This window comes from Dyadobacter sp. CY323 (assembly GCF_021390245.1).
Classification (GTDB): Bacteria; Bacteroidota; Bacteroidia; order Cytophagales; family Spirosomataceae; genus Dyadobacter.
The window spans coordinates 187,151-201,757 of record NZ_JAJUXH010000013.1; the positions used below are offsets into that span (position 1 = coordinate 187,151).

Sequence of the window (14,607 nt, forward strand, 5' to 3'; positions counted from 1 at the left end):
GTTAGATTCATCGACAAAACCTGACCCAATGATCCTAAAAACTCCAAAAAGCGCCTTTTTCTACCTGTGTGTGCTAATTTGTTCATCACTAATGGCTTCCTGCCGAAATGCTAAAATGTCAAAACCAAACCTGGAAGAAAGTCTGGACGCCGTTTTCAAATCCGTTCCCGATTATAGCGGCGTGTTGCTGGTTGCCGACAAAGGTGTGCCGGTTTATCATAAAGCGTTCGGATACAAGAACTTCGAGACAAAAGAGCCGCTCGCGACCACAAACATTTTTGAGGTGGCTTCCGTCTCCAAACAGTTCACGGCAATGACAATCATGCTATTATTTGAAGAAGGGAAACTGGCATTCGACGATTCGCTCAACAAATACATTCCCGACCTGCCCTACCCTGGCATCACAATCCGGCATTTGCTTAATCACACATCCGGTTTGCCTAATTATCAGGAAGTAATGGACAAATATTGGGACAAATCAAAAGTAGCTGGCAATGCAGATAACGTCGCTTATTTGATCCAGTATCATCCCGAGGCAAGATTTACGCCTGGCGCAAAATATGAGTACAGCAATACAGGTTACATGTTGCTGGCAAGCATTTTCGAGAAGGTTTCTGGAGAAGATTTTATCGATTTCTGCCGGAAACGATTTTTCATTCCAAATCAAATGACAAAAACAGATATCCGGACATTGGAAGAAAAGAAAAACCTGAAAGATCTGGCGCTGGGACACATTTTTGTAAAAGAAAAGCAACGCTACATTCCGGCAGATTCGTTTCCGCAGTTCAATTACGCGATCTGGCTCGGTAATCGAAAAGGTCCCGGCCGCGTCAGTTCCACTTCCGGCGATCTCCTCAAATGGGACCGCATCTTATACAATGGCAAACTGGTGAAAAACGAAACTTTGCAGCAGGCATTTTCCCCCGCCAAACTCAACGACGGATCATTATCACAATACGGTTTTGGCTGGCAACTGCAGCAAAATGAAAAGCTTGGAAAGGTCGTCCGTCACAGCGGCGACAACCCCGGTTACCGCACGCATTTTATCAGATATATTGATGCGGATAAGACGGTGATCTTGTTTTGTAATAATGACCACGAGAAGTTGAAGGAAGTTGTGGTGCAGGTTGAGGGTGTTGTGACGGGGTATTTTGGGAAGTGAATTAGTTGCCGGAAACGGAGAATTTTAAAAATTCAATCAGGCGGAAAAGTCTTATAAAAATCGCCTCTCGGCTGAACAGTTAGTACATAGAGAATTTTTATCGTAGTAGTCTCAAACTTAACCCCGACGCGATAATCCCCGATTCGAACACGATAATATTTCTTATATCCTGCCATTTTTCTTATATCTGAAATTTCGTCAATGCTCTTTGCATTTTCAAAAGTATCGATTAGGTCGATGGCTTGCGACCGAATATGTTTGGGGCATTTACGCAGCTCTTTGAAAAATCTTTTGGATGGGATTACTTCCATCCCATACCCTTCTTAAATTCATCAAGGGTCATGTATTCGTTTTCCTTTTCCACCTCCTCCATAATCTTGCCCAGATAAAAATCTTCTAATTCCTCATTATCAATGATTCCAAGAATTTTTTCGACCTCCTCGATCGTCCAGCTTCCGCGTTTTTTCTTCACCGAGAAATTCGGTGTTGGTATCCCCAGCTTCTCCGCTATAAAAGAATTTTTGTAACCTGACTTCTTAATTAGCATACCAATGTTTTGTCTTAATTCTTTATAGTTCTCAACAATTTTCAACATCGCCATAATTTGTATTAGTAAAATTTGCTAATTTATTTTAGGCAAAAATACTAATAAAAGTTTGTGATCATCATCTTGTCTACAGATTGTTATTTTGTATTTTTTCGCCGTATCTCATAAACGCGCGTTTGAGTTTCTCATTCGGCTCAGGTGGGTTCAGGATCGTTTCTATGAAAAGCTCCTTGTCCTCAATCGTTTTCAAGATAAGATCACTATCCATCTTATTATTCCTTGGATTTACGTGTTTCATAATTCGGATTGATTACTACTTGCTCTTAAAATATTCAATGCGACAAAGTTGGTAAATGGTTTTCTAATACTTTGCGCCGTTAGTTCACCCATCCCCACCGCCAGAAAACCCAAACCAACGCTCACCGTAAAAATGAATTTCGCTTCCCTACATTGCGGATGCGAAACAGTATTTATATGAAAACTAATTTACTCTTGCTTTTTAAAAACATCGTCTGGCGGAGGGCGGGTGAAAGTCCCGTTTCTGCAAGTGGTTTTCTTGTCGTTTCGCACCACCGTCAGACATTAAAACAAAAATGCATATGCGAAACAACAAACCGAAAACCGCAAAATCTTTACCAGCCCCAAAACCAAAAATCCTCAAACCAAAACGCCCCGACGTGCGCAGTTTGTCGATTCAGGCCAAGTTACGGCGCAATGTATACGAAGAGAAATCGATACCGGAAATCAAGCTCTGCGGCGAATGGCTCCGAAATCTGGGTTTTGAATTTGGTGAAAAAGTGAAGATTACAACCATGCATCAGCTGCTTATTATTCAACCATTATAAAAAAATGCCTCTGACGATTTCAGAGGCATTTTTTTGTTTTTTGATTTAATCAAAATCTATTTTTTCATCATCTTATAACGGACAGTAGCTCCATTCAATTTCTCCATTTTCACAACAAACAAGCCAGCTGGAAGATGACGAACGTCAATCCCGGCTTCGTCAACCTTAGTTGATTCAGAAACCAGTTTTCCAGAAGTTTGAAAAATCTGCACTTTCGCAATGTCAGCCAAATCGCTTTCCGTAAACAGCAATCGATCAGCCACGGGATTGGGGTAAATGCCGCCCTCCGACCCACCATTTAAATCAAGACTGACCATTTTGGAATACGCGAATGTGGCATCCTCATCGACCATTTTAAGACGATAGTAATTTTTCCCCGGCGCAGGTCGTAAATGGACAAATGAATATTTATGCAAAGTTGCGCTCTCGCCAGTTGAAGTAACTCGCCCCACTAATTTCCAATCCTTTGCATTCAGACTATTTTCAATTTCAAAATGACTGCTATTACTTTCGTCCGTGGTCGTCCAGCTGAGATGAGCCGCTCCCTCGTGCGATGTACCCTCAAATGAAGCTAGTGTAACCGGCAAGTTGGCAATTCCAAAAGTAGATAAATTGACAGATCCATACTCCATCTCATTGCTGATGTAGGAAGCGGAACCCGAATCGTAATATTTATATCTTCCCACTGTGTAATCAACACCATCCACCTCAATCAACCATTTCAGAATGGGATGATAAAAGCTAGAATTTATAAGATAAAGCGTTGGAGTTTTGCTAAGTCCCCATGCGGGTGTGCCATTCAGACCAAAACTAGCCAAATTCATTTCTTCTCCCGGCGCAAGCGAGATCGACTTAGATCCAGTCCAGGCTGCCTCAGCATAGTTAACATACATATGTGTGAACGCAGACTGTGAAAAACTTCCTGTTGCCGGTTTTGGAAGAATTGAAAAGTCGGTTAGTTTAAGCGATGTAAAATAATTCTCTAGTGTCATCGCCAAGCTAAATTGTAGCTTTGTAATATTACCAGTAATCGAAGACGCCGTGTTGTTGCGAATCGTTAGGTAAACCTCCTTACTGTGCGAGCCCATTTTAATTGTGCCCTGAATTGCCTGAGCAAAAATTTGTGTAACAGAAAAAAGAAAAAATAGCAGAAGTATCGTTTTTTTCATGCGTGTGCAAATGGTTGGTTATTAACTTACTAGTGACAATTTAGAAATTTATTACGAAACTAAAAAAGTCTTATAATTTAATTGAAAATCACAATATTACCTGTAGAAAGTTTTGGCTTGAAGAATTGCCTGGTTACATGGGCGGAAAGACATTGTAGATAGTACCTCGAGTCGCTACTAAAATAACGATCAGATCGGGCTTGACATACTCAACCCCAATGCGGTATATTCCCACTCTGATGCGATAATAATTTTGTCCCGGCTTCTGCCCTTCCATCTTGGCATAATCTACATGCGCCAATTCAAAACTCTTAGCATTTCGTAGCGAATCCAATACAGATTTTATTGCTATCTGATCTTTGACCGGAATGTTTTTCAGATCCTTGAAGAACTTCTTCTTGTAGCTTATTTCCATCCCATGAGTTTATAAAGCTCATCATGGCCTATGGTTTCGTCATCTTTTCTTAGATCCATCTCCTGCATCATCAAAAAGTCATTAACATCCTCATTATCAATGATAGAAGCAATTTTCTTAACTTCCTCAACAGTAAAGGTGCGGCGATTTTTTTTAGCTGAAAAATTCACATTCGTGAGCCCCAGCTTTTTGGCTATATAATCGTTGCGATAGCCTGATACCTCAATAAGTTGTCCGATATTCATAACAAGTCGCTCGTAATTGTTTACAATGTCACTAATCATGTTATGGAACGATTGAGTTTGTCTTTATTTCAATACAAATAAAATCAATTTATTCAACAAGATCATATTTTGCACTAACAATTTTTGAATCTCCGATCGTCGGACTATATTTAGTTTTTAACCGAATACCTATGCAAATCAACGACCTCAAAATCCTCTTCTTCGACATCGGCGGCGTCTTACTCAGCAATGGCTGGGGGCATGAATCTCGAATTCTGGCGGCGGAAAAGTTCGGGCTGGATTACAGGGAAATGGACCAGCTGCATAATTTCATTTTTAATGTGTACGAAATTGGCAGCATTACATTAGATCAATATCTTGATACCGTGGTTTTTAACCATCCGCGCGATTTTGTTCGGGAGGATTTTAAGGAGTTTATCTATTCTCAATCTGTCGAGCTGCCGGGCATGCTGGCGTGGCTTAAAGAATGGAAAAAAGATTGCGGTTTTCGCATCATTTCGATCAATAATGAAGGCAAGGAACTGAATGACTATCGCGTTCAGAAATTTAAACTGCATAATTGTTTCGATGCATTTATCTCATCTTGCGAGGTGAAAATGCGCAAACCTGATCCACGAATCTTTGAGCTTGCAATGGGTATCGCTCAGGCGAGTCCGAGTCAATGCGTTTATTTTGACGATCGGATTATGTTTGCCAATCTTGCCAAAGGTCTGGGCATGAGAGCGTATCAGCATAAAGATTTTGAATCGACCAAAGCGATCCTGGAAGATCTTAAACAAGAACAGTTCGCCAGATTTGGTCCGACGAACTGATCATATTGTAGGTTAATATACTTTTTCTAAAACACTCTGTCGTCCGCGGACGGGCCATAAATGCTCGGAACCGGAATTTCACTGATCCGCATATAAACCGTTAGTTGCCCGCGGTGATGCACCCAGTGGTGGATCGTCGAGCCAATGCCTTCGAATATGGATTGGGTGAACAAAACTTCACCATTCCTTTTCAGATGAAAATCACCTTTGAGATCTTCATCGGTAATGCTTTTCAGTGACTCGATTGCTTCTTTAAAGGCTTCGTCAAAATGGTTCGTCAGCTCGTCGGGCGTTTTCCATTCAAATTGCTCGTAAGTTGCAAAATCCACCTCACCTTCCTTGATCATATAGGTGATCCACCGGGGGATGTCCGCGGTTAACAAAACTAAATAACGCAATTCCATAGACGATGGATGCGGCTTAAAATCATAAGAACTTTCCGGAATCCGTTCAATACATTTCCTCGAAGACGTATATTCTGCCTCCAATTCCTTGATATAGTAATTAACAAAAGCTGAATTTTCCATAAGCATATGTTTTTAAGTATATTAACCTAAAAAACAGTGCCCGCCCCCCAACTCTTGTTCTATGACTACCTCTACTCTTGTTCAATCAGTTAGGTCTGTTGAGCGCATTCACGTGCTGGATGCAGTACGCGGATTTGCACTACTTGGAATTCTTTTAATGAATATTCCCTACTTCGCTCTTCCCGAAGAAACGGTCTCTAATCTAAACATCCGCAACGAATATTCCGGCCCGAACTTCTATGCCTGGTGGATCATTACGATGTTCTTCGAAGGGTCAATGCGGGGACTTTTTTCCATGATGTTCGGCGCAGGAATGGTGTTACTCACTACTCGTTTGTCTAAAAACATGCATATCGACAGCGCCGCCGAGATTTACTACCGCCGGTTGATCTGGATGTTGTTGTTTGGGCTGATCGATGCATATATTATCCTCTGGCCGGGCGATATTCTTTATTCTTACGCAGTATGCGGATTATTTTTATTTCCCCTGAGAAATATCAAACCGAGGCATCTGTTCGTAATCGCAGGGATTTTGATGTTATTTTTTGTAGCCAAAATCAGCTACCAGCGACATGAACCGCTCAGGAATAAGATCGCGGCCGAGGCTATCTTAAAAAAGAAATTACCTCCCGGAAAACAGACGTTGGCGCAAAAAGAAATCGTCGATAAATGGAAAGGATTTCAGGAAAGGCAAAAACTTGAAAACAAGAAAAAACAGGTAACAGCGGAAATCAGAAAAACGAAAGGTACATATGCGACACTCTGGTCTCATTACGCCGACGTCAATACGTATCTAGAATCCAGCGATTTCTACCAGTCCGGGTTTCTCGATTGTCTCATCTTCATGATCATCGGAATTGCTTTCTATCAGCTTAAAATCATCACCGGAGAGCGGACGCAGAATTTCTACCTTCTTTTTGCCTTGGCGGGATATGCAGTCGCTCTTCCGCTAATTTATTTTCAGATAAAAACGTCTGTCAGCGTCCGCTTTGATGTGATCAAATATCTGGAACGCATTCCGATACAAACCTATGAAATCCGCCGGCTTGGACTCACGATCGGGCATTTGGGAATGCTGATGCTACTTTATAAATCCGGATTTTTCAGCTGGATATTCAACATTTGGGCGAAAGTCGGGCAAATGGCATTCAGCAATTACCTGCTCCAAAATATCACCTGCGGTCTTATTTTTTATGGTTTTGGATTTAACTATTTCAATGAATTGGACAGGTATCAATTATATTTGATCGTGCCATGCGTGTGGACGTTGAACATCGTTTTCAGTTACATCTGGCTACGTTTTTTCAGTATTGGTCCATTTGAATGGATCTGGCGAAGCCTGACATACTGGAATGTACAGCCAATCAGAAAAAAAGATAAAGTACTGGTTCATTGAGCATTACCGGAAACATAAGACAACTTTACAACCCCATTCAGCCGACTGTAAAAGAATCGGCTGAACACGTTACTTACCAGGAGTTTTTACCCGATCCGGCCCTTCAAAACTACATTTATTGTTATTGGAAACTGCAAACATTGCAGTCACTCCACGAGCCTTTCTACTACCGCGTGGTGGCCGACGGATGCATTGATATTTTCTTTGAATTAAATAATCCGGAAGAAAGTTATGTAATGGGTTTTTGCAAAAATTACACGGAATTCCTGCTGGAAAATACCTTCAATTACGTTGGTGTCCGATTTTTGCCAACTATGTTTCCACAGCTTTTCAAAATCGATGCCTCGGAGTTGAGCAATCGTTACGAGAGTCTGAATATAGTTTTACCCGGCATGGCGCGATTCATTACCGAATGCTTTTCTGTTGGAACGGGTGCTGCTGAAATCAAGGCTCATTTTGATCAATATTTTCTAAAATTACTCGCTGGCAAGGACCTGTATAATGATCCCCGCTTGTACAATGCAGTTTCTATTATCCTTAAAAACAATGGGTTAGTTCATATTGAAAAGGATCTGGACACAGGCATCAGCCCAAGACAACTTCGTCGGCTGTTTCAATTTTATGTGGGAGATTCCGCCAAAACTTTTAGTAAAATCGTCCGTTTTCAAAACATCCTGCGTGACAACCCTTCACAGCAAAACTTGAAAGCCCAGAAACTGTTTTTCGACAACTACTACGATCAGGCCCATTTTATAAAAGAGTTCAAAACATTTTACGGGACCACTCCGGGGCAAGCATTTGAATAACAATTTGTCCGATTTTTACAATGGCTTCCCAGTCATCTGTCCGACTTTTGTCTGGAAAATTATTGATAACCAGCCAACTCAAAATAATAAAATGGAAACCTCAAAACATATCGCCGAACTGACCAAAAATCTGCAGGAAGTTTATACTGTATTTGTTACGCATGATGTCAAATCCTGCACGCAATTTTATACCAGCTGGTTTGGCTTCTCACCGATTTTTGAATCATCCTGGTTCGTACTCCTGCAATCTCCCGGAGAAAAAGCCACTTTACTGGCATTCATGAGCGAAGATCACCCCAGCTTCCCGCCTGCCCCGAAAGCAATGCAGGGAGACGGAGCATTTATCACATTGCAAATCACGGATGCAACACAGGTATATGAAGCGATGACGGCGGCCGGTGTAAAAATTAGTTACGCTTTAAAACAGGAAGACTGGGGCCAGCTGCGCTTTGCCGTCAACGATCCAAACGGAATGCACATTGACGTCGTTGAGCAAACCGCGCCGAAAGAAGGGTTCTGGGATCAGTATTTCCCGCAGGATAAATGATGATCCTCAGATTCTGAGGGTTCAGTCTTTATACCGACCTTGTGGATTCAATAAACTAACCTGATCATGATTCGCTGCCTAGAAACATTTAGTCCAACTATTGAGCAAGTAATGGACTGGGCATATGACGACGACCTCTATTTGACCTCTCAGGACGAAGATCTAGTATTACATGCTAACAAATACGTTGCTGTTTTATTCAAATTGGCGTCTCAGGTAGACTGTCCAAAAAAAGACTATTGCTATTCAATCCTCTACCATTATGCACAAGACTTAATGATGCGACGGGATGCGAGAGCATTGCAAGAAATATTTTCTATTATTATTACTGACAAAGATCTAAAAGATCCGCAGCTTCTGCATTGGTTTTCAGATGTTCAATGGGTTTACCAACTCCTGAAGGAGCCCAGGGTGATAACTGAAGACGAAGTGAACAGACTGACATTCTTACTTACTGACAATTTTGATATCACATTGCGAGCTGTGAAACTTGGAGAGCATAGTTCTGGACTTGTCGAATTCGCCAAACACTACGGACATTACACCGATTATTTTTACGTCGACCCGCAAGTTGGCGACTGGAAAATCTCCAAATTTAAAAGACTTGCATAGAGCGACCAGACTACCGATGCTTTCCAAGCTTCACAGCCCGTCCAAGCATGTCAGTTTCCTGCAAGATCTTGTTTTTCAAGAAGTATGGATAATCCGGATTTTCGTTTGAAAAAGTCTGCACAATGGTAGCTGCTTCCTTCGTCGAATGTCCCGCAAATGTGCTGTGGAGCCAGCGGGTTGGGAAGAAGATGTCGCCGGTGAGCTGGATTTCCTGTAATAAATCCAAAGAGGGACGCAGGTATTTCAATGCCGATTTCTGTCTTAACGGATGATTTAAAAAACCTAATGCATCCAGAACCCATGCTTCCTTTTCACGGTTTTTCTCATCTTTTAATGTCTCGAAAAAAGCGTCGCGTTTTGCTTCATCCACGTTTAATGCCGGGATTACAAACTGCATTCTCGCCTTTCTGTCCGGGTTTTTGGTGTTTTTTAATTGTTCGTCAAGAATGGAACTGGCACCGTCCGGGCTTTTTAATGCAAGCTCATACGCCAGTGAAATTTTGTCGTCTTCGGACAAAATCAAATCCTTGATCACCAGTTTTGCATTCCAGAGCGATTCAAGTTTTTTCAATCCGTTTGCTGTCAAAGCAATGTTTTTAAATGAGCGGAAGTAAGACGTTTTGATGCCTTTATCCTTTGTTCCATTCAGCAGATCCCACAGTTTCAACTCCACATTTTCCTGGTAAGATTTACGCTGATCTTCATTTAAGAAAGTCCACCAGGTTGTTTGCAAATTACCAAGCAAGTAGTCGATGATCAATGCATTTTGCTCTTTTTTAAGGGTTTCTAACATATTTTCCACTAAAATTCCAGGCTTGGGATTTCCATCGCGCAGCAATCCTTCCCAGATATTTACCAGCATCGCTCCGCGAAATACCGGGTTTTTGAAAATCGTGTCGGTCCCTGCATAATTTTCGATGAAATAAGCTTTGCTGATACTGTCCATTTTAAAGTAACCATATCCGGTTCCATTCGAATTTGGGAAAATAACCGGCTGATTTCCATTGTTAAGCCCTTGAAAAACCAGCGGCTGCGTCCAAATGCGACTGGAAACGGAATCTCTCTTTTGAGTGATAGAAACGCTATCTGCGTTTCTATTCAATTCGTATTCAGGCATACCCGGCGTTTTGACCCAAACCGTGCTCCATTTAGCGATATCCTGCGGTGTGTTTTTATCAATAATACCGATCAGATCATCCCAGCGAGCATTTTTAAATGCAAAGGTTTTAAGATATTCACGAAGACTTTTCTGCATAAGATCCTCCCCGATCATCCTTTCGAGCTTCCGCATCACGATCGGCGCCTTTTGATAAATAATGCCACCGTATAATGTTCCGGCATTTTTCAGGTTGCCCAAATCCTGTAAAATCGGATTTGTTCCGGCGGTCCGGTCGATGTCGTAGGCGCCCGGATAATGCGCAAGCAGAAATCGAAGATTATGGTTGATTTCGGGGAAGCTCGGATGCACGATTTTAGCAGCCATAAAGTTGGCAAAAACCTCTTTCAGCCACACATCATTAAACCAGTCCATCGTCACCAGATCGCCAAACCACATATGCGCCGACTCATGCGCGATCACACTGGCGCGGGAAAGCAGCCGGTTTACTGACGGATTTTCATCAAGAAATAATGCGGATTCGTTGTAAAAAACAGAACCCGGATGCTCCATTCCACCGTATTGAAACGACGGTACCAGCACAAAATCGAACTTCCCAAACGGATAATCGATGCCCGTGTAGTTTTCAAGCCAAGCCAGCGATTTTGCATGCAAGCTAAAAACCTCGTCGCGGTTCCTGTTCACTTTTGCAGTGTCCGTTTCACGGTAATACATCGTCATTTCCCGGCCATCTATCTTTTTCGAAGCCTTGAAAAACTTTCCGGCGGCAAATGCAAAAAGGTAAGAACTGATCGGTTTGGTGGCCGAAAACCCGTAAATGCTTTTCTCTTTTTCGGTCGATTTCGACTGCAATGCGCCATTTGAAACAGCCTCCCATTCAGCCGGCGTCTTCAAAGTAAGCTTGTAAACGGCTTTCAGATTCGGCTGATCAAAAAGCGGGAAACAGGTGGAGGCGCGGTCCGGGACAAATAACGTGTACAAGTATTCGTCGCTGCGGTTCAGTGACAAATTACCTGCTGTAAATGAGATGTGAACCTGATTATTGCCTTTTTCAAGATGTTTTGATTGAATGACAATATGCTCATTCACAAAGTCATACGGAATATCATTCTTATCAATCTGCACCGAAGTAATGTGCGAACTGTCCGAATTGAAGTCGATCACCAATGCAGAATCGAGCGAATTCAAGTTGAATGCGATCGTTATTTCTCCTTTAATACGCTCACTTTTTGCCGGAGGAATGTCCAGCCGGATCTGATAACTGATGTTTGAAATCGTATTTTTCCGATGCTCGTTTAAGGAAAACGAGACGCCTCTTTCGGGTCCGTTTGTTTTTGTTTGACAGGAAATGAATGTAAAAAACAGCGCAAGGATTGGGATTAATAACTTCATTTTAAATTGCCTTATTTTTCAAAACAAGATTTCCAGTAATTTGAACCTCCGATTGTATCGCAACGAATCGTTACGTATCGTAACAGAATTTCATTACATTTACTTAAATACACACTATGAATGAGTTTGACCTAAGAATGAGGCTCGCTCCATTGCGCCAGTACCTCCGCGATAATCAACAAAATCTGACCTCAGGCGAAGTTGATGAAATTCTGGATGTGATCGCCAAAATACTGGAAGTTTTAAATGAATTGGAAAAAAGAAGATAACAATAGCTATATGGGAACGGTAACGGAATCGCAGACTAACCTGCAAACACTGCTTTCAGAAAGCAAAGAGGCGCTCATTGAGGCTCAAAACTATCTTTCAAAAGATGGCAAAAGGTATGAGCTCCACGATTGGATCACGATCGCTGAATATTGCAAACGGTTCAATATTCCAAATACTCAAACCGTCAGTAATTGGATTAAACGGGGCATTATTTCAAAAGACAACACGGTTGTAATCGAAGAATACAATAATATCCGGCTCATTAAAGCCATTCCTTATCACGACTGATTGACATTCACCTTTCATGAGACGCATTCTATTACTACTCTCCATTATCTTTTTACTTTTTGCAAACACCTTATCCGCCCAAAATCTAGCTCCATTAACTGTCGAAAAGATCATGCGTGACCCGAAAATGTGGATCGGGACATCTCCGAGCGACATTACCTGGGCCGATGATTCGAAAACGATTTATTTCAACTGGAACCCGGACAAAAATCTTTCGGATTCACTTTACGGTTATTCGATTTCAGACAAAATGGTAAACAAGATTGCTCCGGCAAACCGCATTGCAATGGCAGGCCGCAACGGAGTTTACAACCGCCAGCACTCTTTGAGACTTTATGAAAAGAATGGGGATATTTATCTGATTGGTTACCAAAACTTCACCATTCGCCAGATCACAAACACCGTCGAGCGCGAGACAAATCCTGTATTCAGCGGCGACGAACAAAGCGTTATTTTCACACGAAGCAACAATCTTTTCAGTGTTTCGCTCGGAACCGGATTAATAAGTCAATTAACTGATTTCAAGACCGGTACGAAAAAACTCGAATCTAAACCCAATCTTCAGGAAAAGTTTTTAAAGGAAGATCAGCTTGCCACTTTTGATGTATTGAAAGAGCGCAAAACCAAGAAAGATGCCGAAAAAAGGATCAGTGAAGCAGAAAAACCAGATTACCCGAAGGAAATTTACCTGGCCGAAAAAGCTGTATCAAATCAGCAGGTAAGTCCCGACGGAAGATTCATCACATACCGATTGACACAAGCAGATAAATCGGCGAAGTCCGCAAACGTTCCGAGCTACGTGACTGAATCGGGTTTTACAGAAGATCTCACCAGCCGTACGAAGGTCGGCGCGCCGGGATCGAGCTATGAAATGTGGGTGTACGATATAAAAAAAGACACAACACGGAAAGTAACTGTGAAAGACATTCCCGGCATTCACGACAGGCCGGACTATTTGAAAGATTATCCAAAACTGGATTCCGCATGGAAAAACAAGGAGCGGGAAACGATCATTCATGGGCCATTTTGGTCGGATGATGGCAAGAATGCGGTGGTGGTAATTCGCTCGCTGGATAGTAAAGATCGCTGGATCATGTCATTCGACGCGTCATCACCCGCTCTCAAGCCACTCGACCGTCAGCGCGATGAAGCATGGATCGGCGGGCCGGGAATTGGGGGTTACGTGACAAGTGCTGGTGAAACCGGCTGGCTGGATAACGAGACATTTTACTTTCAGAGCGAAGCCACAGGCTATTCTCATTTGTACACAGTAAATGTTAATACCGGCAAAAAAACCGCGCTGACAACGGGAAATTTTGAGGTTCAAAATGTGACGCTTTCGAAGGATAAGAAAACGTTTTACCTGATCACCAATGAAGTTCATCCGGGTGAGCAGCATGTGTATCAGATGGCTGCCACGGGCGGCAAACGCGAACGCATCACTTATATGCCTGGAGCGAACGAATTGACATTATCGCCCGACGAGAAAAAACTCGCGATCCGGTATTCTAAGAGTACCGCCCCCTGGGAATTGTATTTAATGGACAATACACCGTCCTCGAGAAGTAACCAGCCTGAACGCGTTACGCAGTCTGTAACCAAAGAATTTTTGTCTTATCCGTGGCGGGAGGCAAAGGTGGTAACGATTCGGGCGACTGATGGAAAGCCCGTTTACGCCCGCGTTTACGAGCCTAAAAAGTCAAATGGCAAAGCCGTGATTTTTGTACACGGTGCAGGCTATTTGCAAAATGCGCACAAATGGTGGAGCCAGTATTTCAGGGAATATATGTTCCATAACTTACTGACGGATAAAGGATACACCGTACTAGATCTCGATTACCGGGCAAGCTCAGGCTACGGCCGCGACTGGCGCACGGGCATTTACCGGTTTATGGGGGGCAAAGATTTGACAGATAACACCGATGGGGCAAAATGGCTGGTAAAAAACTATGGAATTGATCCGAAAAAAATTGGCATTTACGGCGGTTCTTACGGAGGATTTATCACCTTAATGGGCTTGTTTACAACCCCGGATGTTTTCAAAGCCGGCGCCGCTTTGCGACCTGTTACCGATTGGGCATCTTATAATCAGTCTTATACGGCCAATATTCTCAACGAACCACAGTCAGATAGTCTGGCGTATCGCAAAAGCTCACCGATTTACCACGCGTCAGGGCTTAAAAACCATCTGCTGATCTGTCACGGAATGGTTGACGTAAACGTTCATTATCAGGACGTTGTGCGGTTATCACAACGCCTGATCGAACTTGGCAAAGATAATTGGGAGCTGGCCTCCTATCCGATGGAAGATCACGCTTTTGTGGAAGCGTCTTCGTGGACGGATGAGTTCAAGAGAATACTGAAATTATTTGAAGAAAAGCTGTGAGCGTCTGGCTGCCTGCCTGCCCCTAAATCCCCTAAAGGGGACCTTCATTTGGCAAAAAAAGTCCCCTTCAG

18 protein-coding genes are annotated in these 14,607 nt (G+C 42.6%); 10 read left to right on the top strand and 8 right to left on the bottom strand.

The window, feature by feature from the left end:
• The first annotated feature begins 115 nt into the window (after positions 1-115).
• The gene (locus LZG72_RS19430) at positions 116-1,162 is read left to right on the top strand and encodes a serine hydrolase (RefSeq protein WP_233876192.1); all 1,047 of its coding nucleotides are present in this window, start codon (positions 116-118) and stop codon (positions 1,160-1,162) included.
• Positions 1,163-1,194: 32 nt separating this feature from the next.
• On the opposite strand, the gene LZG72_RS19435 is transcribed toward LZG72_RS19430, so the two are convergent.
• From LZG72_RS19435 to LZG72_RS19445, 3 genes are all read right to left on the bottom strand, one after another.
• The gene (locus tag LZG72_RS19435; RefSeq protein WP_233876194.1) at positions 1,195-1,473 is read right to left on the bottom strand and encodes a type II toxin-antitoxin system RelE/ParE family toxin; all 279 of its coding nucleotides are present in this window, start codon (positions 1,471-1,473) and stop codon (positions 1,195-1,197) included.
• Positions 1,464-1,757 (bottom strand): hypothetical protein, encoded by a 294-nt coding sequence (locus LZG72_RS19440; RefSeq protein ID WP_233876196.1) that lies wholly within the window; start codon positions 1,755-1,757, stop codon positions 1,464-1,466. Before LZG72_RS19440 ends, LZG72_RS19435 begins: the two co-directional genes overlap by 10 nt.
• A gap of 79 nt (positions 1,758-1,836) precedes the next feature.
• Positions 1,837-2,007, bottom strand: a complete 171-nt coding sequence (locus tag LZG72_RS19445; RefSeq protein ID WP_233876198.1) for a DUF1778 domain-containing protein — start codon at positions 2,005-2,007, stop codon at positions 1,837-1,839.
• A 301-nt stretch (positions 2,008-2,308) separates the two neighbouring features.
• Here LZG72_RS19445 and LZG72_RS19450 point away from each other — a divergent pair, with 301 nt between their 5' ends.
• The gene (locus LZG72_RS19450) at positions 2,309-2,554 is read left to right on the top strand and encodes a SymE family type I addiction module toxin (RefSeq protein ID WP_233876200.1); all 246 of its coding nucleotides are present in this window, start codon (positions 2,309-2,311) and stop codon (positions 2,552-2,554) included.
• Between the two features lie 56 nt (positions 2,555-2,610).
• On the opposite strand, the gene LZG72_RS19455 is transcribed toward LZG72_RS19450, so the two are convergent.
• From LZG72_RS19455 to LZG72_RS19465, 3 genes are all read right to left on the bottom strand, one after another.
• Positions 2,611-3,723 (bottom strand): T9SS type A sorting domain-containing protein, encoded by a 1,113-nt coding sequence (locus tag LZG72_RS19455; protein ID WP_233876202.1) that lies wholly within the window; start codon positions 3,721-3,723, stop codon positions 2,611-2,613.
• 133 nt (positions 3,724-3,856) lie between these two features.
• Positions 3,857-4,138, bottom strand: coding sequence for a type II toxin-antitoxin system RelE/ParE family toxin (locus LZG72_RS19460; RefSeq protein ID WP_233876204.1), 282 nt, complete (start codon positions 4,136-4,138; stop codon positions 3,857-3,859).
• Positions 4,129-4,383, bottom strand: a complete 255-nt coding sequence (locus LZG72_RS19465; RefSeq protein ID WP_233876206.1) for a hypothetical protein — start codon at positions 4,381-4,383, stop codon at positions 4,129-4,131. Before LZG72_RS19465 ends, LZG72_RS19460 begins: the two co-directional genes overlap by 10 nt.
• Positions 4,384-4,553: 170 nt before the next feature.
• Here LZG72_RS19465 and LZG72_RS19470 point away from each other — a divergent pair, with 170 nt between their 5' ends.
• Positions 4,554-5,195: an HAD family hydrolase gene (locus LZG72_RS19470; protein ID WP_233876208.1), complete on the top strand. Its 642-nt coding sequence runs from the start codon at positions 4,554-4,556 to the stop codon at positions 5,193-5,195.
• Positions 5,196-5,221: 26 nt separating this feature from the next.
• Here LZG72_RS19470 and LZG72_RS19475 read toward each other — a convergent pair whose 3' ends face one another.
• A complete protein-coding gene (locus LZG72_RS19475) occupies positions 5,222-5,722 on the bottom strand; it encodes a DinB family protein (protein WP_233876210.1) in 501 nt (166 codons plus the stop codon).
• Between the two features lie 61 nt (positions 5,723-5,783).
• On the opposite strand from LZG72_RS19475, the gene LZG72_RS19480 reads away from it, so the two are divergent.
• The 4 genes from LZG72_RS19480 (at position 5,784) to LZG72_RS19495 (ending at position 9,083) form a co-directional block, all read left to right on the top strand.
• Positions 5,784-7,118, top strand: a complete 1,335-nt coding sequence (locus LZG72_RS19480) for a DUF418 domain-containing protein (protein ID WP_233876212.1) — start codon at positions 5,784-5,786, stop codon at positions 7,116-7,118.
• A complete protein-coding gene (locus tag LZG72_RS19485; protein ID WP_233876214.1) occupies positions 7,115-7,924 on the top strand; it encodes a helix-turn-helix domain-containing protein in 810 nt (269 codons plus the stop codon). The genes LZG72_RS19480 and LZG72_RS19485 overlap by 4 nt, the downstream gene beginning before the upstream one ends.
• 91 nt (positions 7,925-8,015) lie before the next feature.
• On the top strand, positions 8,016-8,471 hold the full coding sequence (locus LZG72_RS19490; RefSeq protein ID WP_233876216.1) for a VOC family protein: 456 nt from the start codon (positions 8,016-8,018) through the stop codon (positions 8,469-8,471).
• Between the two features lie 66 nt (positions 8,472-8,537).
• Positions 8,538-9,083 carry a hypothetical protein gene (locus LZG72_RS19495; protein ID WP_233876218.1) on the top strand — a complete coding sequence of 182 codons (546 nt, stop codon included), beginning with the start codon at positions 8,538-8,540 and terminating at the stop codon, positions 9,081-9,083.
• 10 nt (positions 9,084-9,093) lie between these two features.
• On the opposite strand, the gene LZG72_RS19500 is transcribed toward LZG72_RS19495, so the two are convergent.
• The gene (locus tag LZG72_RS19500) at positions 9,094-11,592 is read right to left on the bottom strand and encodes a M1 family aminopeptidase (protein WP_233876220.1); all 2,499 of its coding nucleotides are present in this window, start codon (positions 11,590-11,592) and stop codon (positions 9,094-9,096) included.
• Positions 11,593-11,708: 116 nt separating this feature from the next.
• Between LZG72_RS19500 and LZG72_RS19505 the strand changes: the two genes are divergently transcribed.
• From LZG72_RS19505 to LZG72_RS19515, 3 genes are read left to right on the top strand one after another with little or no spacing between them, the layout of a single operon-like run.
• On the top strand, positions 11,709-11,861 hold the full coding sequence (locus LZG72_RS19505; protein ID WP_233876222.1) for a hypothetical protein: 153 nt from the start codon (positions 11,709-11,711) through the stop codon (positions 11,859-11,861).
• Positions 11,839-12,150: a hypothetical protein gene (locus LZG72_RS19510; RefSeq protein WP_233876224.1), complete on the top strand. Its 312-nt coding sequence runs from the start codon at positions 11,839-11,841 to the stop codon at positions 12,148-12,150. The genes LZG72_RS19505 and LZG72_RS19510 overlap by 23 nt, the downstream gene beginning before the upstream one ends.
• 16 nt (positions 12,151-12,166) lie before the next feature.
• The gene (locus tag LZG72_RS19515) at positions 12,167-14,536 is read left to right on the top strand and encodes a prolyl oligopeptidase family serine peptidase (protein WP_233876225.1); all 2,370 of its coding nucleotides are present in this window, start codon (positions 12,167-12,169) and stop codon (positions 14,534-14,536) included.
• Positions 14,537-14,607 lie beyond the last annotated feature (71 nt).

Coding starts and splice junctions, on each gene's coding strand:
- LZG72_RS19430 (WP_233876192.1), top strand. CDS start 116: ATGTCAAAACCAAACCTGGAAGAAAGTCTGGACGCCGTTTTCAAATCC.
- LZG72_RS19435 (WP_233876194.1), bottom strand. CDS start 1,473: ATGGAAGTAATCCCATCCAAAAGATTTTTCAAAGAGCTGCGTAAATGC.
- LZG72_RS19440 (WP_233876196.1), bottom strand. CDS start 1,757: ATGTTGAAAATTGTTGAGAACTATAAAGAATTAAGACAAAACATTGGT.
- LZG72_RS19445 (WP_233876198.1), bottom strand. CDS start 2,007: ATGAAACACGTAAATCCAAGGAATAATAAGATGGATAGTGATCTTATC.
- LZG72_RS19450 (WP_233876200.1), top strand. CDS start 2,309: ATGCGAAACAACAAACCGAAAACCGCAAAATCTTTACCAGCCCCAAAA.
- LZG72_RS19455 (WP_233876202.1), bottom strand. CDS start 3,723: ATGAAAAAAACGATACTTCTGCTATTTTTTCTTTTTTCTGTTACACAA.
- LZG72_RS19460 (WP_233876204.1), bottom strand. CDS start 4,138: ATGGAAATAAGCTACAAGAAGAAGTTCTTCAAGGATCTGAAAAACATT.
- LZG72_RS19465 (WP_233876206.1), bottom strand. CDS start 4,383: ATGAATATCGGACAACTTATTGAGGTATCAGGCTATCGCAACGATTAT.
- LZG72_RS19470 (WP_233876208.1), top strand. CDS start 4,554: ATGCAAATCAACGACCTCAAAATCCTCTTCTTCGACATCGGCGGCGTC.
- LZG72_RS19475 (WP_233876210.1), bottom strand. CDS start 5,722: ATGGAAAATTCAGCTTTTGTTAATTACTATATCAAGGAATTGGAGGCA.
- LZG72_RS19480 (WP_233876212.1), top strand. CDS start 5,784: ATGACTACCTCTACTCTTGTTCAATCAGTTAGGTCTGTTGAGCGCATT.
- LZG72_RS19490 (WP_233876216.1), top strand. CDS start 8,016: ATGGAAACCTCAAAACATATCGCCGAACTGACCAAAAATCTGCAGGAA.
- LZG72_RS19495 (WP_233876218.1), top strand. CDS start 8,538: ATGATTCGCTGCCTAGAAACATTTAGTCCAACTATTGAGCAAGTAATG.
- LZG72_RS19500 (WP_233876220.1), bottom strand. CDS start 11,592: ATGAAGTTATTAATCCCAATCCTTGCGCTGTTTTTTACATTCATTTCC.
- LZG72_RS19505 (WP_233876222.1), top strand. CDS start 11,709: ATGAATGAGTTTGACCTAAGAATGAGGCTCGCTCCATTGCGCCAGTAC.
- LZG72_RS19510 (WP_233876224.1), top strand. CDS start 11,839: ATGAATTGGAAAAAAGAAGATAACAATAGCTATATGGGAACGGTAACG.
- LZG72_RS19515 (WP_233876225.1), top strand. CDS start 12,167: ATGAGACGCATTCTATTACTACTCTCCATTATCTTTTTACTTTTTGCA.